The 14,777-nt window shown below is 71.2% G+C and carries 17 protein-coding genes; 7 read left to right on the top strand and 10 right to left on the bottom strand.

All coding sequences use genetic code 11. The annotated features are described in order from the left end of the window. Positions 1-198: 198 nt before the first annotated feature. Entirely contained in the window at positions 199-1,299 is a 1,101-nt protein-coding gene (gene zapE, locus O1Q96_RS34430) for a cell division protein ZapE (RefSeq protein ID WP_269251884.1), read from the bottom strand. A 37-nt stretch (positions 1,300-1,336) separates the two neighbouring features. Here zapE and O1Q96_RS34425 point away from each other — a divergent pair, with 37 nt between their 5' ends. The 5 genes from O1Q96_RS34425 (at position 1,337) to O1Q96_RS34405 (ending at position 5,175) form a co-directional block, all read left to right on the top strand. Further along, complete coding sequence (locus O1Q96_RS34425; RefSeq protein WP_269251883.1) at positions 1,337-2,149, top strand: pyrimidine reductase family protein; 813 nt, start codon at positions 1,337-1,339, stop codon at positions 2,147-2,149. 133 nt (positions 2,150-2,282) lie between these two features. Next, positions 2,283-2,756: an indole-3-glycerol phosphate synthase gene (locus tag O1Q96_RS34420; RefSeq protein WP_269251882.1), complete on the top strand. Its 474-nt coding sequence runs from the start codon at positions 2,283-2,285 to the stop codon at positions 2,754-2,756. 122 nt (positions 2,757-2,878) lie between these two features. Then, the gene (murC, locus tag O1Q96_RS34415) at positions 2,879-4,267 is read left to right on the top strand and encodes a UDP-N-acetylmuramate--L-alanine ligase (protein WP_269251881.1); all 1,389 of its coding nucleotides are present in this window, start codon (positions 2,879-2,881) and stop codon (positions 4,265-4,267) included. A 28-nt stretch (positions 4,268-4,295) separates the two neighbouring features. Then, positions 4,296-4,709 (top strand): peptide-methionine (R)-S-oxide reductase MsrB, encoded by a 414-nt coding sequence (gene msrB / locus O1Q96_RS34410; protein ID WP_269251880.1) that lies wholly within the window; start codon positions 4,296-4,298, stop codon positions 4,707-4,709. Positions 4,710-4,719: 10 nt separating this feature from the next. Next, entirely contained in the window at positions 4,720-5,175 is a 456-nt protein-coding gene (locus O1Q96_RS34405) for an RpiB/LacA/LacB family sugar-phosphate isomerase (RefSeq protein ID WP_269251879.1), read from the top strand. A 43-nt stretch (positions 5,176-5,218) separates the two neighbouring features. Here O1Q96_RS34405 and O1Q96_RS34400 read toward each other — a convergent pair whose 3' ends face one another. The 8 genes from O1Q96_RS34400 to O1Q96_RS34365 form a co-directional block, all read right to left on the bottom strand. Continuing rightward, the gene (locus O1Q96_RS34400) at positions 5,219-5,833 is read right to left on the bottom strand and encodes a GTP-binding protein (RefSeq protein ID WP_269251878.1); all 615 of its coding nucleotides are present in this window, start codon (positions 5,831-5,833) and stop codon (positions 5,219-5,221) included. Then, entirely contained in the window at positions 5,820-6,176 is a 357-nt protein-coding gene (locus tag O1Q96_RS34395; RefSeq protein ID WP_269251877.1) for a DUF742 domain-containing protein, read from the bottom strand. The genes O1Q96_RS34400 and O1Q96_RS34395 overlap by 14 nt, the downstream gene beginning before the upstream one ends. Before the next feature lies 1 nt (position 6,177). After that, on the bottom strand, positions 6,178-6,606 hold the full coding sequence (locus O1Q96_RS34390; protein ID WP_217455787.1) for a roadblock/LC7 domain-containing protein: 429 nt from the start codon (positions 6,604-6,606) through the stop codon (positions 6,178-6,180). 11 nt (positions 6,607-6,617) lie between these two features. Further along, positions 6,618-9,038 carry a sensor histidine kinase gene (locus O1Q96_RS34385; protein WP_269251876.1) on the bottom strand — a complete coding sequence of 807 codons (2,421 nt, stop codon included), beginning with the start codon at positions 9,036-9,038 and terminating at the stop codon, positions 6,618-6,620. A 204-nt stretch (positions 9,039-9,242) separates the two neighbouring features. Further along, a complete protein-coding gene (locus tag O1Q96_RS34380; RefSeq protein ID WP_269251875.1) occupies positions 9,243-10,262 on the bottom strand; it encodes a substrate-binding domain-containing protein in 1,020 nt (339 codons plus the stop codon). 491 nt (positions 10,263-10,753) lie between these two features. Next, positions 10,754-11,569: an SAM-dependent methyltransferase gene (locus tag O1Q96_RS34375; protein WP_269251874.1), complete on the bottom strand. Its 816-nt coding sequence runs from the start codon at positions 11,567-11,569 to the stop codon at positions 10,754-10,756. A gap of 72 nt (positions 11,570-11,641) precedes the next feature. Then, a complete protein-coding gene (locus O1Q96_RS34370) occupies positions 11,642-11,854 on the bottom strand; it encodes a DUF397 domain-containing protein (protein WP_217455811.1) in 213 nt (70 codons plus the stop codon). A 25-nt stretch (positions 11,855-11,879) separates the two neighbouring features. Continuing rightward, complete coding sequence (locus O1Q96_RS34365) at positions 11,880-12,755, bottom strand: helix-turn-helix domain-containing protein (RefSeq protein ID WP_269251873.1); 876 nt, start codon at positions 12,753-12,755, stop codon at positions 11,880-11,882. A gap of 307 nt (positions 12,756-13,062) precedes the next feature. On the opposite strand from O1Q96_RS34365, the gene O1Q96_RS34360 reads away from it, so the two are divergent. After that, positions 13,063-13,641, top strand: coding sequence for an ATP-binding protein (locus tag O1Q96_RS34360; RefSeq protein ID WP_269251872.1), 579 nt, complete (start codon positions 13,063-13,065; stop codon positions 13,639-13,641). Next, positions 13,619-14,077 carry a hypothetical protein gene (locus O1Q96_RS34355; RefSeq protein WP_269251871.1) on the top strand — a complete coding sequence of 153 codons (459 nt, stop codon included), beginning with the start codon at positions 13,619-13,621 and terminating at the stop codon, positions 14,075-14,077. Before O1Q96_RS34360 ends, O1Q96_RS34355 begins: the two co-directional genes overlap by 23 nt. A gap of 156 nt (positions 14,078-14,233) precedes the next feature. Here O1Q96_RS34355 and O1Q96_RS34350 read toward each other — a convergent pair whose 3' ends face one another. Beyond that, positions 14,234-14,686 carry a MarR family winged helix-turn-helix transcriptional regulator gene (locus O1Q96_RS34350; protein ID WP_269251870.1) on the bottom strand — a complete coding sequence of 151 codons (453 nt, stop codon included), beginning with the start codon at positions 14,684-14,686 and terminating at the stop codon, positions 14,234-14,236. Positions 14,687-14,777 lie beyond the last annotated feature (91 nt).

Genomic DNA, 14,777 nt, shown 5'->3' with positions numbered 1-14,777 from the left:
GTCGGATCACGTACACCCACGTCGACACGTACGGTAACGCGGGAAGTTGTTTGCAGGGTTAACTTAACGTTTCACCCTGAAGAGAGCCTGAAGAGGGCTGAAGAGCGACTGCTGCGGGCCGAAATCGGTCCGAAAAACGGTGTTACCGGTCGGTCGGCGCCCCGCCGACGGCAGGCCGGTCCTTGAACGGGCGGCAGGTCAGCCCTTGACCAGAGGCTTTGCGTCCCGCGCCAGCGCCGTGAGCCGCGAGATCGCGCGGAAGTACTTCTTGCGGTAGCCGCCGGCCAGCATCTCCTCGCTGAACAGCCGGTCGAAGGGCATGCCCGAAGCCAGTACTGGCACTTCACGGTCGTACAGGCGGTCGGCGAGGACGACGAGCCGCAGCGCGGTCGACTGGTCCGGGACCGGCTGCACGTCCGTGAGGCAGACCGCCGCGATGCCGTCCGTCAGCGCGCCGTACCGGCTGGGGTGGACCCGAGCCAGATGGTCGAGCAGATGCGGGAAGTCGTCGAGCGAGGCGCCCGGCGTCGCGTACGCGGCCTTGGTGACCTGCTCGTCCGAGTACGGTCGCGGGGCCTCGGGCAGCCCGCGGTGGCGGTAGTCCTCGCCGTCGATGCGCAGCGACCGGAAGTGGGCCGACAGGCCCTGGATCTCGCGCAGGAAGTCGACCGAGGCGAACCGGCCCTCGCCGAGCTTGCCCGGCAGGGTGTTGGAGGTCGCAGCGAGCGCCACGCCCGCCTCGACCAGCCTGCCGAGGAGGCTGGAGACGAGGACGGTGTCGCCGGGGTCGTCGAGCTCGAACTCGTCGATGCAGAGCAGCCGGTGGCCGCTCAGCGTCTGCACGGTCTGCTGGAAACCGAGCGCGCCGACGAGGTTCGTCAGCTCCACGAACGTGCCGAAGGCCTTGAGCGAGGGCTCCGCCGGGGTCGCGTGCCAGAGGGAGGCGAGCAGGTGGGTCTTGCCGACGCCGTAACCGCCGTCGAGATAGACACCGCGGGGGCCCGCCGGGGCCTTCGCGGGTCTCCTGCCGAAGCCGAGGAAACCGCGCCGGCCGGAGGAGCCGGATCGTGCCCCCGCGAGACCCGCCGCGAACTCGTCCAAAACACGGACGGCTTCGGTCTGGCTCGGCCGGCCCGGATCCGGAATGTACGTGTCGAAGCGGACCGAGTCGAAGCGCGGCGGCGGCACCATCTCGGCGACCAGCCGCTCGGCGGGGACGCGCGGCTCGCGGGCGCACAGGGACGACGGGGTCGCGTCGGCTGTCGAGCCGAAACCGGAGGCGGTGGCGGAGGTTGACACGGTTGCCCACTCTACGTCTCGTGCCAGACTGCACGACATGCGACGCCTGTTCCCTGTGACCGACGAGACAGCAGCCCGGGCCGCGGGCGGGGTAGCCGGTTCGGAGGTGGTGGACCGGGAATGGAGGCTGGATGAGCTTGCCGAGGCGTACGCCTATCCTCCGGGCGTCACGGGCCCCGCGGGTCCCGAGCCCTGGCTGCGGGCCAACATGGTCTCCACGCTCGACGGGGCCGCCCAGCACGACGGGCGGTCGCAGCCCATCTCCAGCGCCGCCGACATGCGGATCTTCGGCACCCTGCGCGCACTCGCGGACGTCGTGGTGGTCGGTGCGGAAACGGTACGCCAGGAGGGGTACCGGCCCGCACGGGCACGCGAGGACTTCGCCGCGCTCCGGGCCGCGGCGGGACAGGGGCCGGCGCCCGCGATCGCCGTGGTGAGCGCGAGCCTCGACCTGGACTTCTCGCTCCCGCTCTTCACCTCGCCGCTGCTCCCCACGCTCGTGCTCACGGGGGCCGCGGCGGCGCCCGGCCGCGTGGCCGCCGCTGAGAAGGCCGGCGCGCAGGTCGTGATCGCGGGCGACGGCATGGGCGTGGACCCCGCACGGGCCGTGCGCGCGCTCGCCGACCTGGGCATGCACCGGCTCCTGACGGAGGGCGGGCCCCGGCTGCTCGGCCAGCTGGTCGCGGCGGGGGTCCTCGACGAGCTCTGCCTGACGGTGTCCCCGATGCTCACGGTGGGGGACGCCCAGCGCATCGCCGGCGGCCCGCAGGTGGCGGTGCCGAGCCGGTTCGATCTGACGTCCTTGCTGGAGGAGGCCGGCTTCCTCTTCGGCCGTTACCGTCGGACCTGATCAAAGAGGCGGAATAACCCGTTCCGGTTGGCTTTCACCGGGCACACTGGATTGCGCGGTACCCGTGGGATCACGGGGCAGGATGGTTTTTGCAGGGGCCTACGAACGGCCCAGGGATGAGAAGGGCGCTGTCGTGTTCACAAGCGTACTGATGATCGAGAAGGCCCTTACGTCCGCGGACGTGGAGTTCGTCACCACCTTGCACGGCGAAGAGAACGTCGCCTTCCACGTACTGCTCCAGCCCCGCGGCGACCAGGCCGACCGGCTGCTGCGGGCGATCGACGACGTGGCGCTCGGCGAGCTGGACGAGGCGACCCGCGAGCACGAGACGCCCGAGGGCGACGAGGCCGCCGGGCAGGGGCAGCAGGCCCTGGACGTGTCGCTGGTGGCACTGCGCGCGACCGGCAGCGAGGCCGAGGGGCGGCTGATCGAGGATCATCCGCTGGACGCGCTGAAGACCCTGGTCGACGAGATCGACGCGGACGAGGTCATCGTGCTGACCGATCCCCACTACGTGGAGGAGTTCTTCCACCGCGACTGGGCCTCGCGGGCGCGGCACAAGGTGGGAGTGCCGGTCCTGAAGCTGTTCTCGCACAGCAAGACATGAGGCAGGGGCTGCGCGCGCACCGGAGGAGCCGCCCGGTCCCCGTGGCCCCTGCGGGCGGCCGTCCCCGTACCGAATAAGCTGGGCGCGCTCACCGTCGTACCCGAATCCTGGGAGAAACCCGTATGGCACCCGGCCTTCCCACCGCCATGGACCGACCGCACTTCATCGGCATCGGCGGCGCCGGGATGTCGGGCATCGCGAAGATCCTCGCGCAGCGCGGGGCCGAGGTCGCGGGCAGTGACGCCAAGGAGTCCGCGACCGCCGAGGCCCTGCGCGCCCTGGGCGCGACGGTGCACATCGGCCACGCGGCCGGGCACCTCGCGACCGACGCCACCTGCGTGGTCGTCTCCTCCGCGATCCGCGCCGACAACCCCGAGCTGGCCCGCGCCGCCGAGCTGGGCATCCCGGTCGTCCACCGCTCGGACGCCCTCGCCCGCCTGATGGACGGACTGCGCCCGATCGCGGTCGCGGGCACCCACGGCAAGACGACCACGACGTCGATGCTGGCCGTCTCCCTGTCGACCCTCGGCCTGAACCCCTCGTACGCGATCGGCGGCGACCTCGACGTCCCCGGCTCGAACGCCCTGCACGGTGACGGCGAGATCTTCGTCGCCGAGGCCGACGAGTCGGACCGCAGCTTCCACAAGTACGCGCCCGAGGTGGCGATCGTGCTCAACGTGGAGCTGGACCACCACGCCAACTACGCGTCCATGGACGAGATCTACGAGTCCTTCGAGACCTTCGCGGGGAAGATCGTGCCCGGCGGCACGCTGGTGATCACCGCGGACCAAAAGGGCGCCCGCGAACTGACCCGGCGCCTGCCGGACGGCGTCCGCGTGGTGACGTACGGCGAGTCCCAGGACGCGGACGTACGCGTCCTGTCCGTGGTCCCCCAGGGCCTCAAGAGCGAGGTGACCGTCGAGCTGGACGGTTCCGTGCTCACCTTCACCGTCTCGGTCCCGGGCCGCCACTACGCGCACAACGCGGTGGCGGCGCTGGCGGCGGGCGCTGCGCTGGGCATCCCGGCGGCGGAGCTGGCCCCGGCCCTCGCCTCGTACACGGGAGTGAAGCGGCGCCTCCAGCTCAAGGGCGAGGAGGCGGGCGTGCAGGTCATCGACTCCTACGCGCACCACCCCACCGAGATGACGGCGGACCTGGAAGCGATGAGGGCGGCCGCCGGCGACGCCCGCATCCTGGTCGTCTTCCAGCCCCACCTCTTCTCGCGCACCCAGGAGCTGGGCAAGGAGATGGGCCGGGCACTGTCCCTCGCGGACGCCTCGGTCGTTCTCGACATCTACCCCGCCCGTGAGGACCCGATCCCGGGCGTGACGAGCGAGCTGATCATCGAGGCGGCCCGGGCGGCGGGCGCGGACGTGACGCCGGTGCACGACAAGGCGGAGGTGCCCGCGGTGGTGGCGGGAATGGCGAAGCCCGGTGATCTCGTTCTCACCATGGGCGCGGGTGACGTGACGGACCTCGGACCCGAGATCCTGACCCGCCTGTCGAAGTAGCCGGACCTGAGCCGAGGGGTTGAGCAACATGTCGTACGACGTCGAGAAGCCGGACGAGCAGTGGCGTGCGGAGCTGAGCCCGGCCGAGTACGCCGTGCTGCGCCAGGCCGGCACGGAGCCGGCGTTCCGCGGCGAGTACACGGACACCAAGACCAAGGGCGTGTACTCCTGCCGGGCCTGCGGCGCCGAACTCTTCACCTCCACGGAGAAGTTCGAGTCGCACTGCGGCTGGCCGTCCTTCTACGACCCGAAGGAGACCGAAGCGGTCGAGCTGATCGCGGACCGCTCGCACGGGATGACCCGCACCGAGGTGAGGTGCGCCCGCTGCGGCTCGCATCTGGGCCACGTCTTCGAGGGCGAGGGGTACCCGACCCCGACCGACCAGCGGTACTGCATCAACAGCATCTCGCTGCGGCTGACGCCCGTCGACCGAGCCGAGTAGTCTCCGGAACATGCGGATCTCCGTCTCCTCGGACATGGACGAACCCGTGGCCCGTGCGCTGGTCGCGCAGTTGCGTGAGCGCGGCCACGAGGTCCTCGCGCACGGAGCGCTGCGGCCCGGGGCTGACGCCCGGTGGGCGGTGTGCTCGGAGGCGGCGGCCCGTGACGTCGTCGCCGGGCGCGCGGACCGGGCGGTCGTGTGCTGCTGGACCGGCACGGGCGCGTCGATCGCCGCGAACAAGGTGCCGGGCGTGCGCGCCGCGCTGTGCACCGACGCGTACACGGCCCGGGGCGCCCGCCGCTGGAACGACGCGAACGTCCTGGCCCTCAGCCTGAGGCTGACCTCCGGACCGCTGCTCGAGGAGATCCTCGACGCCTGGTTCGACGCCGACGCCAGTGAGGACGCCGACGACCGCGAGAACGTCTCCCACATCGCGCACCTGGACGGCGGCGGCGCGGCCTCCTAGCCGGTCCCTCACGGTTCGCGGGACCCTGCGGGGCGGTGGCGGTTCAGTCCCGGTGGCCCGGGCGGCCGCTTCCGTTGCTTCGGGCCGAGGACGCTATCAACTGGTCTATCAGCGCGATCAGTACGTCCCGGCAGGACTCCCGGTCCCGGGCGTCGCACAGAAGCACGTGGGCGTGCTCCGGCAGGGCCAGGGCGTCCCGGATCTCCTCGGGCGCGTAGGGATGCTCCCCGTGGAAGCCGTTGACGCCGACGACGAAGGGGATGTCGCGCCGCTCGAAGAAGTCGATGGCGGCGAAGCTGGACTTCGGCCGCCGCACGTCCACCAGGACCACGGCGCCCAGGGCGCCGATGGCCAGGTCGTTCCACATGAACCAGAACCGCTGCTGCCCGGGTGTGCCGAAGAGATACAGCACGAGTTCCTGGCTGAGCGTGATCCGGCCGAAGTCCAGGGCCACGGTGGTGGCGTGCTTCTCCGGGATGCCGCCCAGGTCGTCGACGCCCAGGCCGGCCGCGGTGAGCGGTTCCTCGGTGCGCAACGGCACGATCTCACTGACCGAGCCGACCATGGTCGTCTTGCCGACGCCGAACCCTCCGGCTATCAGGATCTTGACCGTGTCGGGTGCTGAGGTCCCCTGGATGACGGGGTCAGAGCCGGCCAAGGCCGTCCCTCACTTTCTGCAGCAGGTCCATGTCGGACGTACGGGAGATCGTGCGCGGCGCGTGAGCGGTGATCCGGCCCGCCTCCAGCAGATCGCACAGCATGATGCAGACCACGCTCACCGGCAGATCGAGCTGGGCGGCGAGCTCCGCCACCACCACCGGCTTCGCGCACATCCGCAGGATGCGTGCGTGTTCGGGCTGCGGCCGGGCGGCCCGGTCGGGCGGCGGGTCCACCGTGGCGACCGACGTGATGAGGGTGAAGTCGGCGCGGCTGGGCCGGGTACGGCCGCCGGTCAGCGTGAACGGCCGTACGAGACGGCCCGCCGAGTCGCCTCCGTTCACCTCACTCGCCGTTGTCGGTGGCGACGACACCGGCACGCGGCGCCGCGCTGAGGTGCTCGCCGATCTTCTTCACCAGCATGTTCATCTGGTACGCGACCACACCGACGTCCGCACCCTTGCTGGTGAGCACGGCGAGGTGGGCGCCCGGGCCGGCCGTGGTGAGTATCAGGTAGCTGTTGGCCATCTCGATGAGTGCCTGGCGCACGGGTCCGCCGCGGAAGTCCATGCTGACGCCCTTGCTGAGGCTCATCAGGCCGGACGCGGTCGCCGCCAGCCGCTCGGCGTCGTCGCGCAGGAATCCCGTGGACCTGCTGACGACCAGCCCGTCCTCGGAGAGCACGACGGCCTGGTTCACCTCGGCGACCCGGTCCACCAGTCCGGTGAGCAGCTGGTCGAGCTGACTGTGCGTGGCGGGGATGGGGCGTGTCATTTCTCTGTCCTTCATGAGCGGTCTGCGGGCGGAGTCGAGGCGACGGATGCGCCTTCGGGCGCGGGTTCTTCCCCTAGGTCGTACGTCGTATCCGCGTCGTTGTCACGCGCCAGGAGCGTCCCGCGCTGGAATCCGGCGAGGGAGGAGGCGGCGCGCTCCGCGGTGAAGTCCTGCAAGGAGTCGTCGGCCTCGTCGGCGGAGGCGTCCTCGCGCAGCTCGGCGGCCAGGCTGGTCTGCGGAACCCGGCGCGGCAGCGGAGGGATCCCGCCCCGCGCCTCGGCGGCACCCGGACCGGGACGGGGGACGACAGCGGTGGCCCGCGCCGAGGACGCCTCGGCCGTCCGCGCCCGGGCGACGGGCTCCGCCTCCCGCGAGCGCTCGTGCGTGGGCCCGTCCGGCTCGGAGGCCGGGGCGCTCGCGCTCCTCGCGGCGGCCTGGACGGCCTGCCGCGACGGCGCCGGGGCCGCCGTGGCGCTCTCCGTGTCCCCGGCGGACTCCGGGAGCTCGCGCACCACGATCTCGTGCGGGATGAGCACGATCGCGGTCGTTCCCCCGTACGGCGAGGAGCGCAGCGTGACGGCGATCCCGTGCCGGGTGGCGAGCCGGGCCACCACGAACATGCCGAGCCGCAGGTCGTCGGCGAGCGCCACCACGTCGAACTGCGGGGGCAGCGCCAACTGGGCGTTGAACGACGTGTAGTCGTCCTCGGACATGCCCAGACCGCGGTCCTCGATCTCCACCGCCAGACCCTTGGCCACCAGCCCGGCCCGCACCCCGACCGGGCTGGGCGCGGGGGAGTACGTGGTCGCGTTGTCGATGAGTTCGGCCAGCAGATGGATGACGTCGGCGACCGCGGGCGGCGCGAGGAACACCTCCTCGTCGGTGTGCACCTCCACCCGCTGGTACTCGGCCACCTCGCCGACCGCGCTGCGCAGGATGTCGATCAGGGCGACCGGCTCGGTCCAGCTGCGCCCCGGCCGCTCGCCGCTGATGATGACGAGGTTCTCCTCGTACCGCCGCAACTGGCTGGCCGTGGAGTCGAGTTCGTACAGGCCCTTGAGGATGTTCGGGTCCTGGTGCTCGCGTTCCAGCGTGTCGAGCTTGGTGAGCTGGAGATTGACCAGGTTCTGGCTCTGGCGGGCGATGCCCAGGATGACCTTCTGGAAACCGCGCCGGGTGTCGGCGAGTTCCACCGCGGTGTTCACCGCCGTGCGCTGGGCGGTGTTGAACGCCTGGGCCACCTGCCCCAGTTCGTCGTCCCCGTAGTCCAGCTCGGGCGTGGCGGAGTCCACGTCGACCGTCTCGCCGCGGTCGAGCCGCGCGACCACGTCGGGCAGCCGCTCCTCGGCCAGGCTGAGGGTGGCGATCCGCAGTCCGCGCAGCCGGCGCGAGAGGGAGCGGGTGATGCGCCAGGACATGACGACGCACACCAGCAGGGCGACGAGGCCGCCGGCGCTCAGCGCGGCCGCTTTGATCAGCAGCCCCTGCGCCTGGTCGGCGCTGCGTTCCAGCAGCGCCGAGGTCTCCTGGCGGATCAGGCTCGTGTACTGGGCCGAGAGCTTGTCCAGCGCCGTGTTCCAGCGCTTCTGCGCGTCCGGCAGGTCGATCTTCCGGCCTTCGGATCCGCCCTTCGCGCGCGCCGCGAGCACCTGGTCCTCGACGGCTTCCAGGGACTTCCACTCCGGGCCCTGGAGGATCCGCTCGGTCTGCGCCTTCACCGTGCCGCGCAGCGACGGGACGAGCTGGTCCTCGACGAGCCAGCGCCGGGCGTTGACCAGCTGCGTGAAGTGGGTCCACGCCTTCTCGTCGAGTTCACCCGACGGCCAGGCCAGGTGGAGCTGGGCGTCCTCCTGGGAGACCAGCTCCGCCGCGTGTTCGAGGGCGACGAGCGGCCCGGCCTGCGAGGTGAGGTCACCGTCGTCGACCTGTGAGATCTCCTGGAAGGCGTGGATCTGGTCGTCGATGATCGAGGTGTACTGGTCGAGCGCCTGCTCGGGCGTGATGTCGGTGGGGTTGTCCACCTGCCCCCGGTAGTACTCGAGACTGCCCACGGAGGCGATGACCGAGTACATCCGGTCACCGATGCGCTCGGGGGCCTGCTGGATCGCCTCGGACCGGCCGACCAGTTTCGCGATCGCCTTGTCGGTACGGTCCCGCTGCTGGTCCAGGGCGGTTCGGGAGCTGCCGGGCGAGGCCAGCAGCACGGCCGACAGGCTGCGCTCCTGCTGCAGGGCGAGCGTCGCGTCGGTGCCCATGGCGCCGGTCGACCTGCTCAGCCCCGTCTGGTCCCGCAGCCGCAGACCCTCGGAGAACATCTGGATCGTCGTCACACCCCACATGGCGGCGAGGGTGACGCTGGGAAACAGTGCCAGCAGGATCAGTGAGAGACGTATGGAGCCGAGACGGCGGCGGGCACCTGTCCGTGGAGACATCGTCGTCCTAGAGCGATCAGCGGTGAGCGGAGGGGAGTGGCGGGAACGGGCGGGGGACGAACGCGGCGGGTGACCACGTGTCCGGTGCAGCACAGGGGGTGCGCAGGATGCTATCCGTACAAGTGACCGTACGCACCGTGAGTACCGGAACCTTGGCGTCGCCGTTACCTGACGGGGGCGGGTCCGAGGGTCACGGCGGGTGGTTCAGCGGGTTCCGTCGGCGGCGAACCGTGCGACCGCGGCGACGTTCTTCTTGGTGACGAACGCGGGTCCGGTGAGCACGGGAGCCACTCCGCCGCCGCTGACGTTGCCGTTGGTCTCGTAGAGCCAGAAGGAGTCCACCGCGAGATATCCCTGCAGATACGGCTGTTGGTCCACCGCGAACTGCACGTCCCCGCTCCGCACGGCCTTGACGAGGTCCTTGTCGAGGTCGAAGGTGGCGACCTCGGCCCCGCTGCCCGCCTCCTTCACCGCCTCCACGGCCGCGAGGGCGAACTGGGCGCCGTTCATGACGACTTCGTCGATGGCCGGGTCCTGTCGCAGCGCGGCGGCCACCGAGTCGGTCACGGCCTCCTTGTCGGTGCCGTTGACGTAGAGCATCTCGGTCCGGCCGCCGAAGGACTTCTTCACGCCGGCGCAGCGTGCCTCCACGGCGACGTTGCCCCGCTCGTGGATGACGCACAGCGCGTGCTTGGCCCCGAGGTCGTCCAGCTTGTCGCCGACGGCCCGGCCCGCGACGCTCTCGTCCTGGCCGAAGTACTGCATCAGACCGCCCGACTTCCAGGCGTCGATACCGGAGTTGAGGCCGACCACCGGGATGCCCGCCGCCCTGGCCGCGGCGACCGCGCCCTTCATGGCATCCGGTTTGGCCAGGGTCACCGCGATGCCGTCGACGCCCTCGGCGACCGCGTCCCGCACCAGTTCGGCCTGGCCGGCGGCGTCCGGGTCGTTCTCGTAGGACAGATCGATGCCGTCCTTGGCGGCCGCCGCCTGGGCGCCCTTGCGCACCAGTTCCCAGAAGGCGTCGCCGGGGGCGCTGTGGGTGATCAGCGCGACCTTGATCCCGGCCGCGCCCGCCTTGCCCGCCGGGGCGGTGTCTTTGCCCGTGTCCGATCCGTCCGAGCCGGTGCAGCCCGAGGCGAGAAGGCAGGCGGCGGCGAGGCCGGCCAGGGCGGTGCCGTGCGGGGAGTTGGCGGAAAGGCGGCGGGTGGGGGTCGGGTTCATGGAGATGCGGCACCTCGCTGTGCGGCCGGGCAAGCGGATGGGAGCGCGAAGTCGCCGCGACGGCCGGCGGGACGAGTGTGCCGACTGCCCGACTTTCGCTGGCCGGAGCCAATCGTGTGAGACACCTGATCGTCAAGTGAGCGCCCACATGGCCGGAGTTGTCGTTTTTGATCTTGGCGCGGGGTCGGGACGGCCAAATGTTACCGGTGGTAGCCGTTCCGGTGTCCGGCGGGTGCGGCCGGAGCCGGGCGGGGGCGCCGCGGGAACCGTACGGGGGCGGGGTGTGGCGCCGACCGTGACGGACGCGCCGTCGTGCCGGGACCGGACACCTCTGAGCGAGAGGTCACGCACGGGACTTCGGCGGCTCGGGAGACCACGGCCGCGGCCTGCCCCGCGCTCCCTGCGGAGCGCCGGGCAGGCCGCGAGACCGTCGAGGCGGCCGAGTGGTGCCGAACGCGCCGTGGCCGTGTCTCACGGCTCTTCGCGGGGCGTCACGCCTTGCGGGCCACCGCGCCGTACATGGCGATGTCCTCGTCGCGGATGCCCTCTTCGCCCGCGCCGTCCGGGTGCCACTTGTGGACCTGGACGATGCCCGGCTCGACGAGCTCCACGTTCTCGAAGAACTCCTCGGCCTCGTCGATCGTGCGCAGCCGCATGGGCATGTTCCGGGCCGCGTACTCACGGGCGACCCGGCCCACCTCCTCCGGCGCGAACTCGGCGGTGCCGATGGTCATCGCCAGGTAGCTGCCCGAGGGAAGCGGATCCAGGAGGCGGCGGACGATGCCGACCGCGTCGTCCTCGTCCAGGACGAAGTGGACGATCGCGATGACGGTCAGCGCGACGGGCTTGTCCAGGTCCAGGGTCTCGCGGAACTCGGCGGACCCGAGCACGGCCTCCGGGTGCTGGAAGTCCGCCTCGATGTACGCCGTCCTGCCCTCCGGCGTGCTGGAGAGCAGTCCCTGGGACAGGGTGAGGACGATCGGGTCGTTGTCCACGTAGACCACGCGGGACTCGGGGGCCACCGACTGGGCGATCTCGTGGAGGTTGGGCGAGGTGGGGATGCCCGTCCCGATGTCCAGGAACTGGCGTATCCCCGCCTCCTCGGCGAGCCAGCGCACGGCGCGGTTCATCCAGTCGCGGTTGGCACGCATGTGAACGGGCAGCGCGGGCCACTCCCGCGCCATGGCGTCGCCCGCCTCCTTGTCGGCGGGGTAGTAGTCCTTGCCTCCGAGGATGTAGTCGTAGATGCGCGCCGAGTGTGCGTTCTCGGTGTCGATCCGGTCGGCAGGCCATCCGTTTTCGGGCAACGCCGCTCTCCCATCATGTCGTCGGTTCACGGTGAACGCTCAAGCAGAAGCAGGAGTTTCGGAACAGGGAGGTCAGAGCAGGAAGTCGGCACGGCCGGCCTTCACACCTGCCAGAAAGCTCGTCATCTCGTACGGGGTGAACACCAGGGCCGGGCCGTCGGGGTCGGTGGACTGGCGCAGCGCGACCCGGCCGTCGCCGAGCTTCTTCGCCTCGACGCAGGCGCCGCCCGCGTCGTCGCTCCACGGCTTGTACCAGCCGCGTGTACCGAGTTCCCGGGACGGCATGCCGTTGCGTATGTGGTGGTGCACGTCAGAGCTCCTTGCGGATCGCACCGAGGAGGGCCTCGGTCTTTCTGGCGGGCGCCGCCTGGGCGCCCAGCCGGTCCAGGGCCTCGCGATAGACCACGACGTCGTCGTCCTTGTCCAGGTACACAGCGCCCACCAGGCCGCTGAGGTAGACGATGTCGGGCAGCTCGCGCGCCCGGAACCGGAAGAGATGGAACGCTCCGGCCCGCATGGCCGGATGCGGGCCGTTCCCGAACGGCATGATCTGCAGGGTCACCTGGGGCAGCGAGTTGACCGCGATCAGGTGGTCGATCTGGGCGCGCATCACCTCGGGACCGCCGACCGGCCACCGCAGCACCGTCTCGTCCATCACGATCCACACGCGCGGCGGCGAGGGCCGGGAGAGCAGCTCCTGACGCCGCATGCGCAGTGCCACTCTGCGATCCGTCGCCTCCGAGGAGGCGTGCGGGTTGCCCGCGCTCAGCAGGGCGCGCGCGTACTCCTCGGTCTGCAGCAGCCCGTGCACGAACTGCGCCTCGTAGGCGCGGATCTGCAGCGCCGCCTGCTCCAGGCTCAGATACGCGGCGAACCAGTCCGGCAGCACGTCACGGTACGTGTGCCACCAGCCGCGCTTGTTCGCCTCGCGGACCGACTTGAGGAAGGTGTCGATCTCCTGCTGGTCCGTCACGCCGTAGATCTGGAGCAGCTTCTCCGCGTCGGGAAGCCTGAGCCGCGCCACCTTGGCGGCCTCCATGCGGCGGATGGTGGAGTGACTGACCCCGATCGCCGCACCGGCCTGCTCGAACGTCAGCCCGGCCCGGGTGCGGAGGTCCTCCAGCTGCCTGCCGAGGATCATGCGCAGGACGGAGGGCGCGCCGCCCCAGCCGGTTTCCGCGGTCACGCCTTACCCCCTCACAGCGGGTTCGAGGTCGCAGTCTGTCACGATCACCCGTTCGACGGAGGAAGCATGCACGTGGCGAATTGCAATTTTCAACTTGTCGGTTGCGGGCTGTTGTTGGCAGGTGTCACAGTGGGGCGTACCGTCCCGGCCCGGTGAACGACGGCACGACGCGGCGCAGTTGGGGGAGAACGGCCCGCGCACCGTCACTGTCCGCAACGAGGTGCTCGCACCTCGCGGCGCGCCCGATCCGTGCGGTACCGGCGCCGGTCCGACCCCCGGTGCGAAGGCAGACGAAAGGCGAACGGCGATGGCTACGCCCTCCCTCCCCAAGCCATTGGGCCGACTGCCCGCGGACGAACACCCCGACAGAGCAGGGGTGTTCGGCCTGTCTCCGGCCCCCGCCTCGGTGGGCCTGGCCCGCCGCAACGTGCGCGAGCTCCTCGGCGAATGGGGCACGGACCCCGAGACGTGTGAGAACGCCGTCCTCGTGACCTCCGAGCTCGTCACCAACGCGCTCACGCACACGGCGAGCGAGTGGATCGTGTGCAGACTGCGCACCGACGGACACCGGCTCCATCTGGAGGTCGAGGACCAGAACCGCGGTCTGACCCTTCCCGCACAGCGCAGCGCCGGCCCCGACGACCAGGGCGGCCGCGGACTCATGCTGGTCGGCACGCTCAGCAGCGACTGGGGTGTCAGGGACGCCGCGTACGGCTCCGGTCGCGTCGTCTGGGCCGTCCTGCCGTCGCGGCGGATGCCGTCACTGCCGCCGTCGGCGCCACGGGAGCTCGCCGCCTCCGGGCTCGCGCCCACCCCGCACCTCACCCGGCCCGCCCCCCACTCGGCCGAAGGACTCCTGCCTCATGGAACTGCAGCACGCCCCTGACCCGTGGTCGCGTACGTCCGCGACGCCTCCGCCCGAGCACCCGGTCCGTCTCGTGATACCCGCACAACTGCGTACCGGTCTGGGGTGCGACGTGGTGGGCACCTCCAGAGAACACGGCGAACGCATCCTGGACTGTCTGCCCCGCGTCGGCTGCGTCTTCGCCGACGACTCGGCGGGCGGCGAGCGCTGGTGGTGGATCGTCCCCGCCGGTTCCCACATCGGCGTCACCTGGCCGTCCTCCGTCACCTACACCGCCGGCGCCCATCGCGCCGACCCGTCCTGGACCCGGATCCGTCGCGGCCTCCGTTCCGGGAGGCCGCGCCTGATCCACAGCCCGGCGGGCGACTCGCCGTACACCCCGCCGATCCCCCTGTACTTCCTCGCGTGCCGCCTCGCCGGCAGTGTCCCGCGGTGGTCCCTCGCCGCGGGGGGCTGAGCCGACGCCCGGCCCTTGGGGCTCGCGCCGCCCCTCGGGCCGGTTCAGCCGGATCCGGTACGGCCCCGGCGCGCGGAAGCCGTCACCTCACCGTCGGCCGGGGCAGCCGCACGGCCGGGACCGTGCTGTGCCGGCCCGGTCCGGATGACCCTCGTGTCAGGGGCGCGGCCACGGACGCTCGTCCAGGCTCTCGATGTCGGTGTTGAACCGCTTGAGGAACCCGGCGAAGGCGGCGACCTCCTCCGGGTCCCAGTTGGCCATCACCTTCTCCAGCGCGCGGACACTCTCCCCGCGGTGCGTGTCGAGCCGGCGCGCACCCTCGGCAGTGATACGGAACTTGCGGGCGATGCCGCCGTCGGGATCCGGGATGCGCTCGACGAGGCCGCCGCGCAGCATGGCCGCGGTCTGCCGGTTGAGCGTGGAGGCGTCCAGACCGAAGGCGTCGCTGAGCTGGCCGATGGACATCGGGCCTTCCATCCGGATCCGGCTGAGCAGGATGTACGCGCTGCGCTCCAGGCGGCCGCCGGCCCGGGCCCGGGGTGAGTTCAGATAGAGGTGCCGCCCGAGCAGCATCGTCTCGAACTCGATCAAATGCGTGGCCTTGTCCATGCCGCCGGTCCTTCCCCAGATCTGGGCGCTCGCCCCGGGTCCGGGTCGGGGTCCGGGGGCGGGCCCGAGGCCGGGGGCAGGAGACATGACA

It is taken from the genome of Streptomyces aurantiacus, from assembly GCF_027107535.1.
Classification (GTDB): domain Bacteria; phylum Actinomycetota; class Actinomycetes; order Streptomycetales; family Streptomycetaceae; genus Streptomyces.
Note: the sequence above shows the minus strand (reverse complement) of the source record. Positions and strands in the feature narration are given on the sequence as shown.

Excerpts from the sequence above, each read along its gene's own strand:
- O1Q96_RS34425 (WP_269251883.1), top strand. The coding sequence starts at position 1,337 with ATGCGACGCCTGTTCCCTGTGACCGACGAGACAGCAGCCCGGGCCGCG.
- murC (WP_269251881.1), top strand. The coding sequence starts at position 2,879 with ATGGCACCCGGCCTTCCCACCGCCATGGACCGACCGCACTTCATCGGC.
- msrB (WP_269251880.1), top strand. The coding sequence starts at position 4,296 with ATGTCGTACGACGTCGAGAAGCCGGACGAGCAGTGGCGTGCGGAGCTG.
- O1Q96_RS34405 (WP_269251879.1), top strand. The coding sequence starts at position 4,720 with ATGCGGATCTCCGTCTCCTCGGACATGGACGAACCCGTGGCCCGTGCG.
- O1Q96_RS34390 (WP_217455787.1), bottom strand. The coding sequence starts at position 6,606 with ATGACACGCCCCATCCCCGCCACGCACAGTCAGCTCGACCAGCTGCTC.
- O1Q96_RS34385 (WP_269251876.1), bottom strand. The coding sequence starts at position 9,038 with ATGTCTCCACGGACAGGTGCCCGCCGCCGTCTCGGCTCCATACGTCTC.
- O1Q96_RS34380 (WP_269251875.1), bottom strand. The coding sequence starts at position 10,262 with ATGAACCCGACCCCCACCCGCCGCCTTTCCGCCAACTCCCCGCACGGC.
- O1Q96_RS34370 (WP_217455811.1), bottom strand. The coding sequence starts at position 11,854 with ATGCCGTCCCGGGAACTCGGTACACGCGGCTGGTACAAGCCGTGGAGC.
- O1Q96_RS34360 (WP_269251872.1), top strand. The coding sequence starts at position 13,063 with ATGGCTACGCCCTCCCTCCCCAAGCCATTGGGCCGACTGCCCGCGGAC.
- O1Q96_RS34355 (WP_269251871.1), top strand. The coding sequence starts at position 13,619 with ATGGAACTGCAGCACGCCCCTGACCCGTGGTCGCGTACGTCCGCGACG.
- O1Q96_RS34350 (WP_269251870.1), bottom strand. The coding sequence starts at position 14,686 with ATGGACAAGGCCACGCATTTGATCGAGTTCGAGACGATGCTGCTCGGG.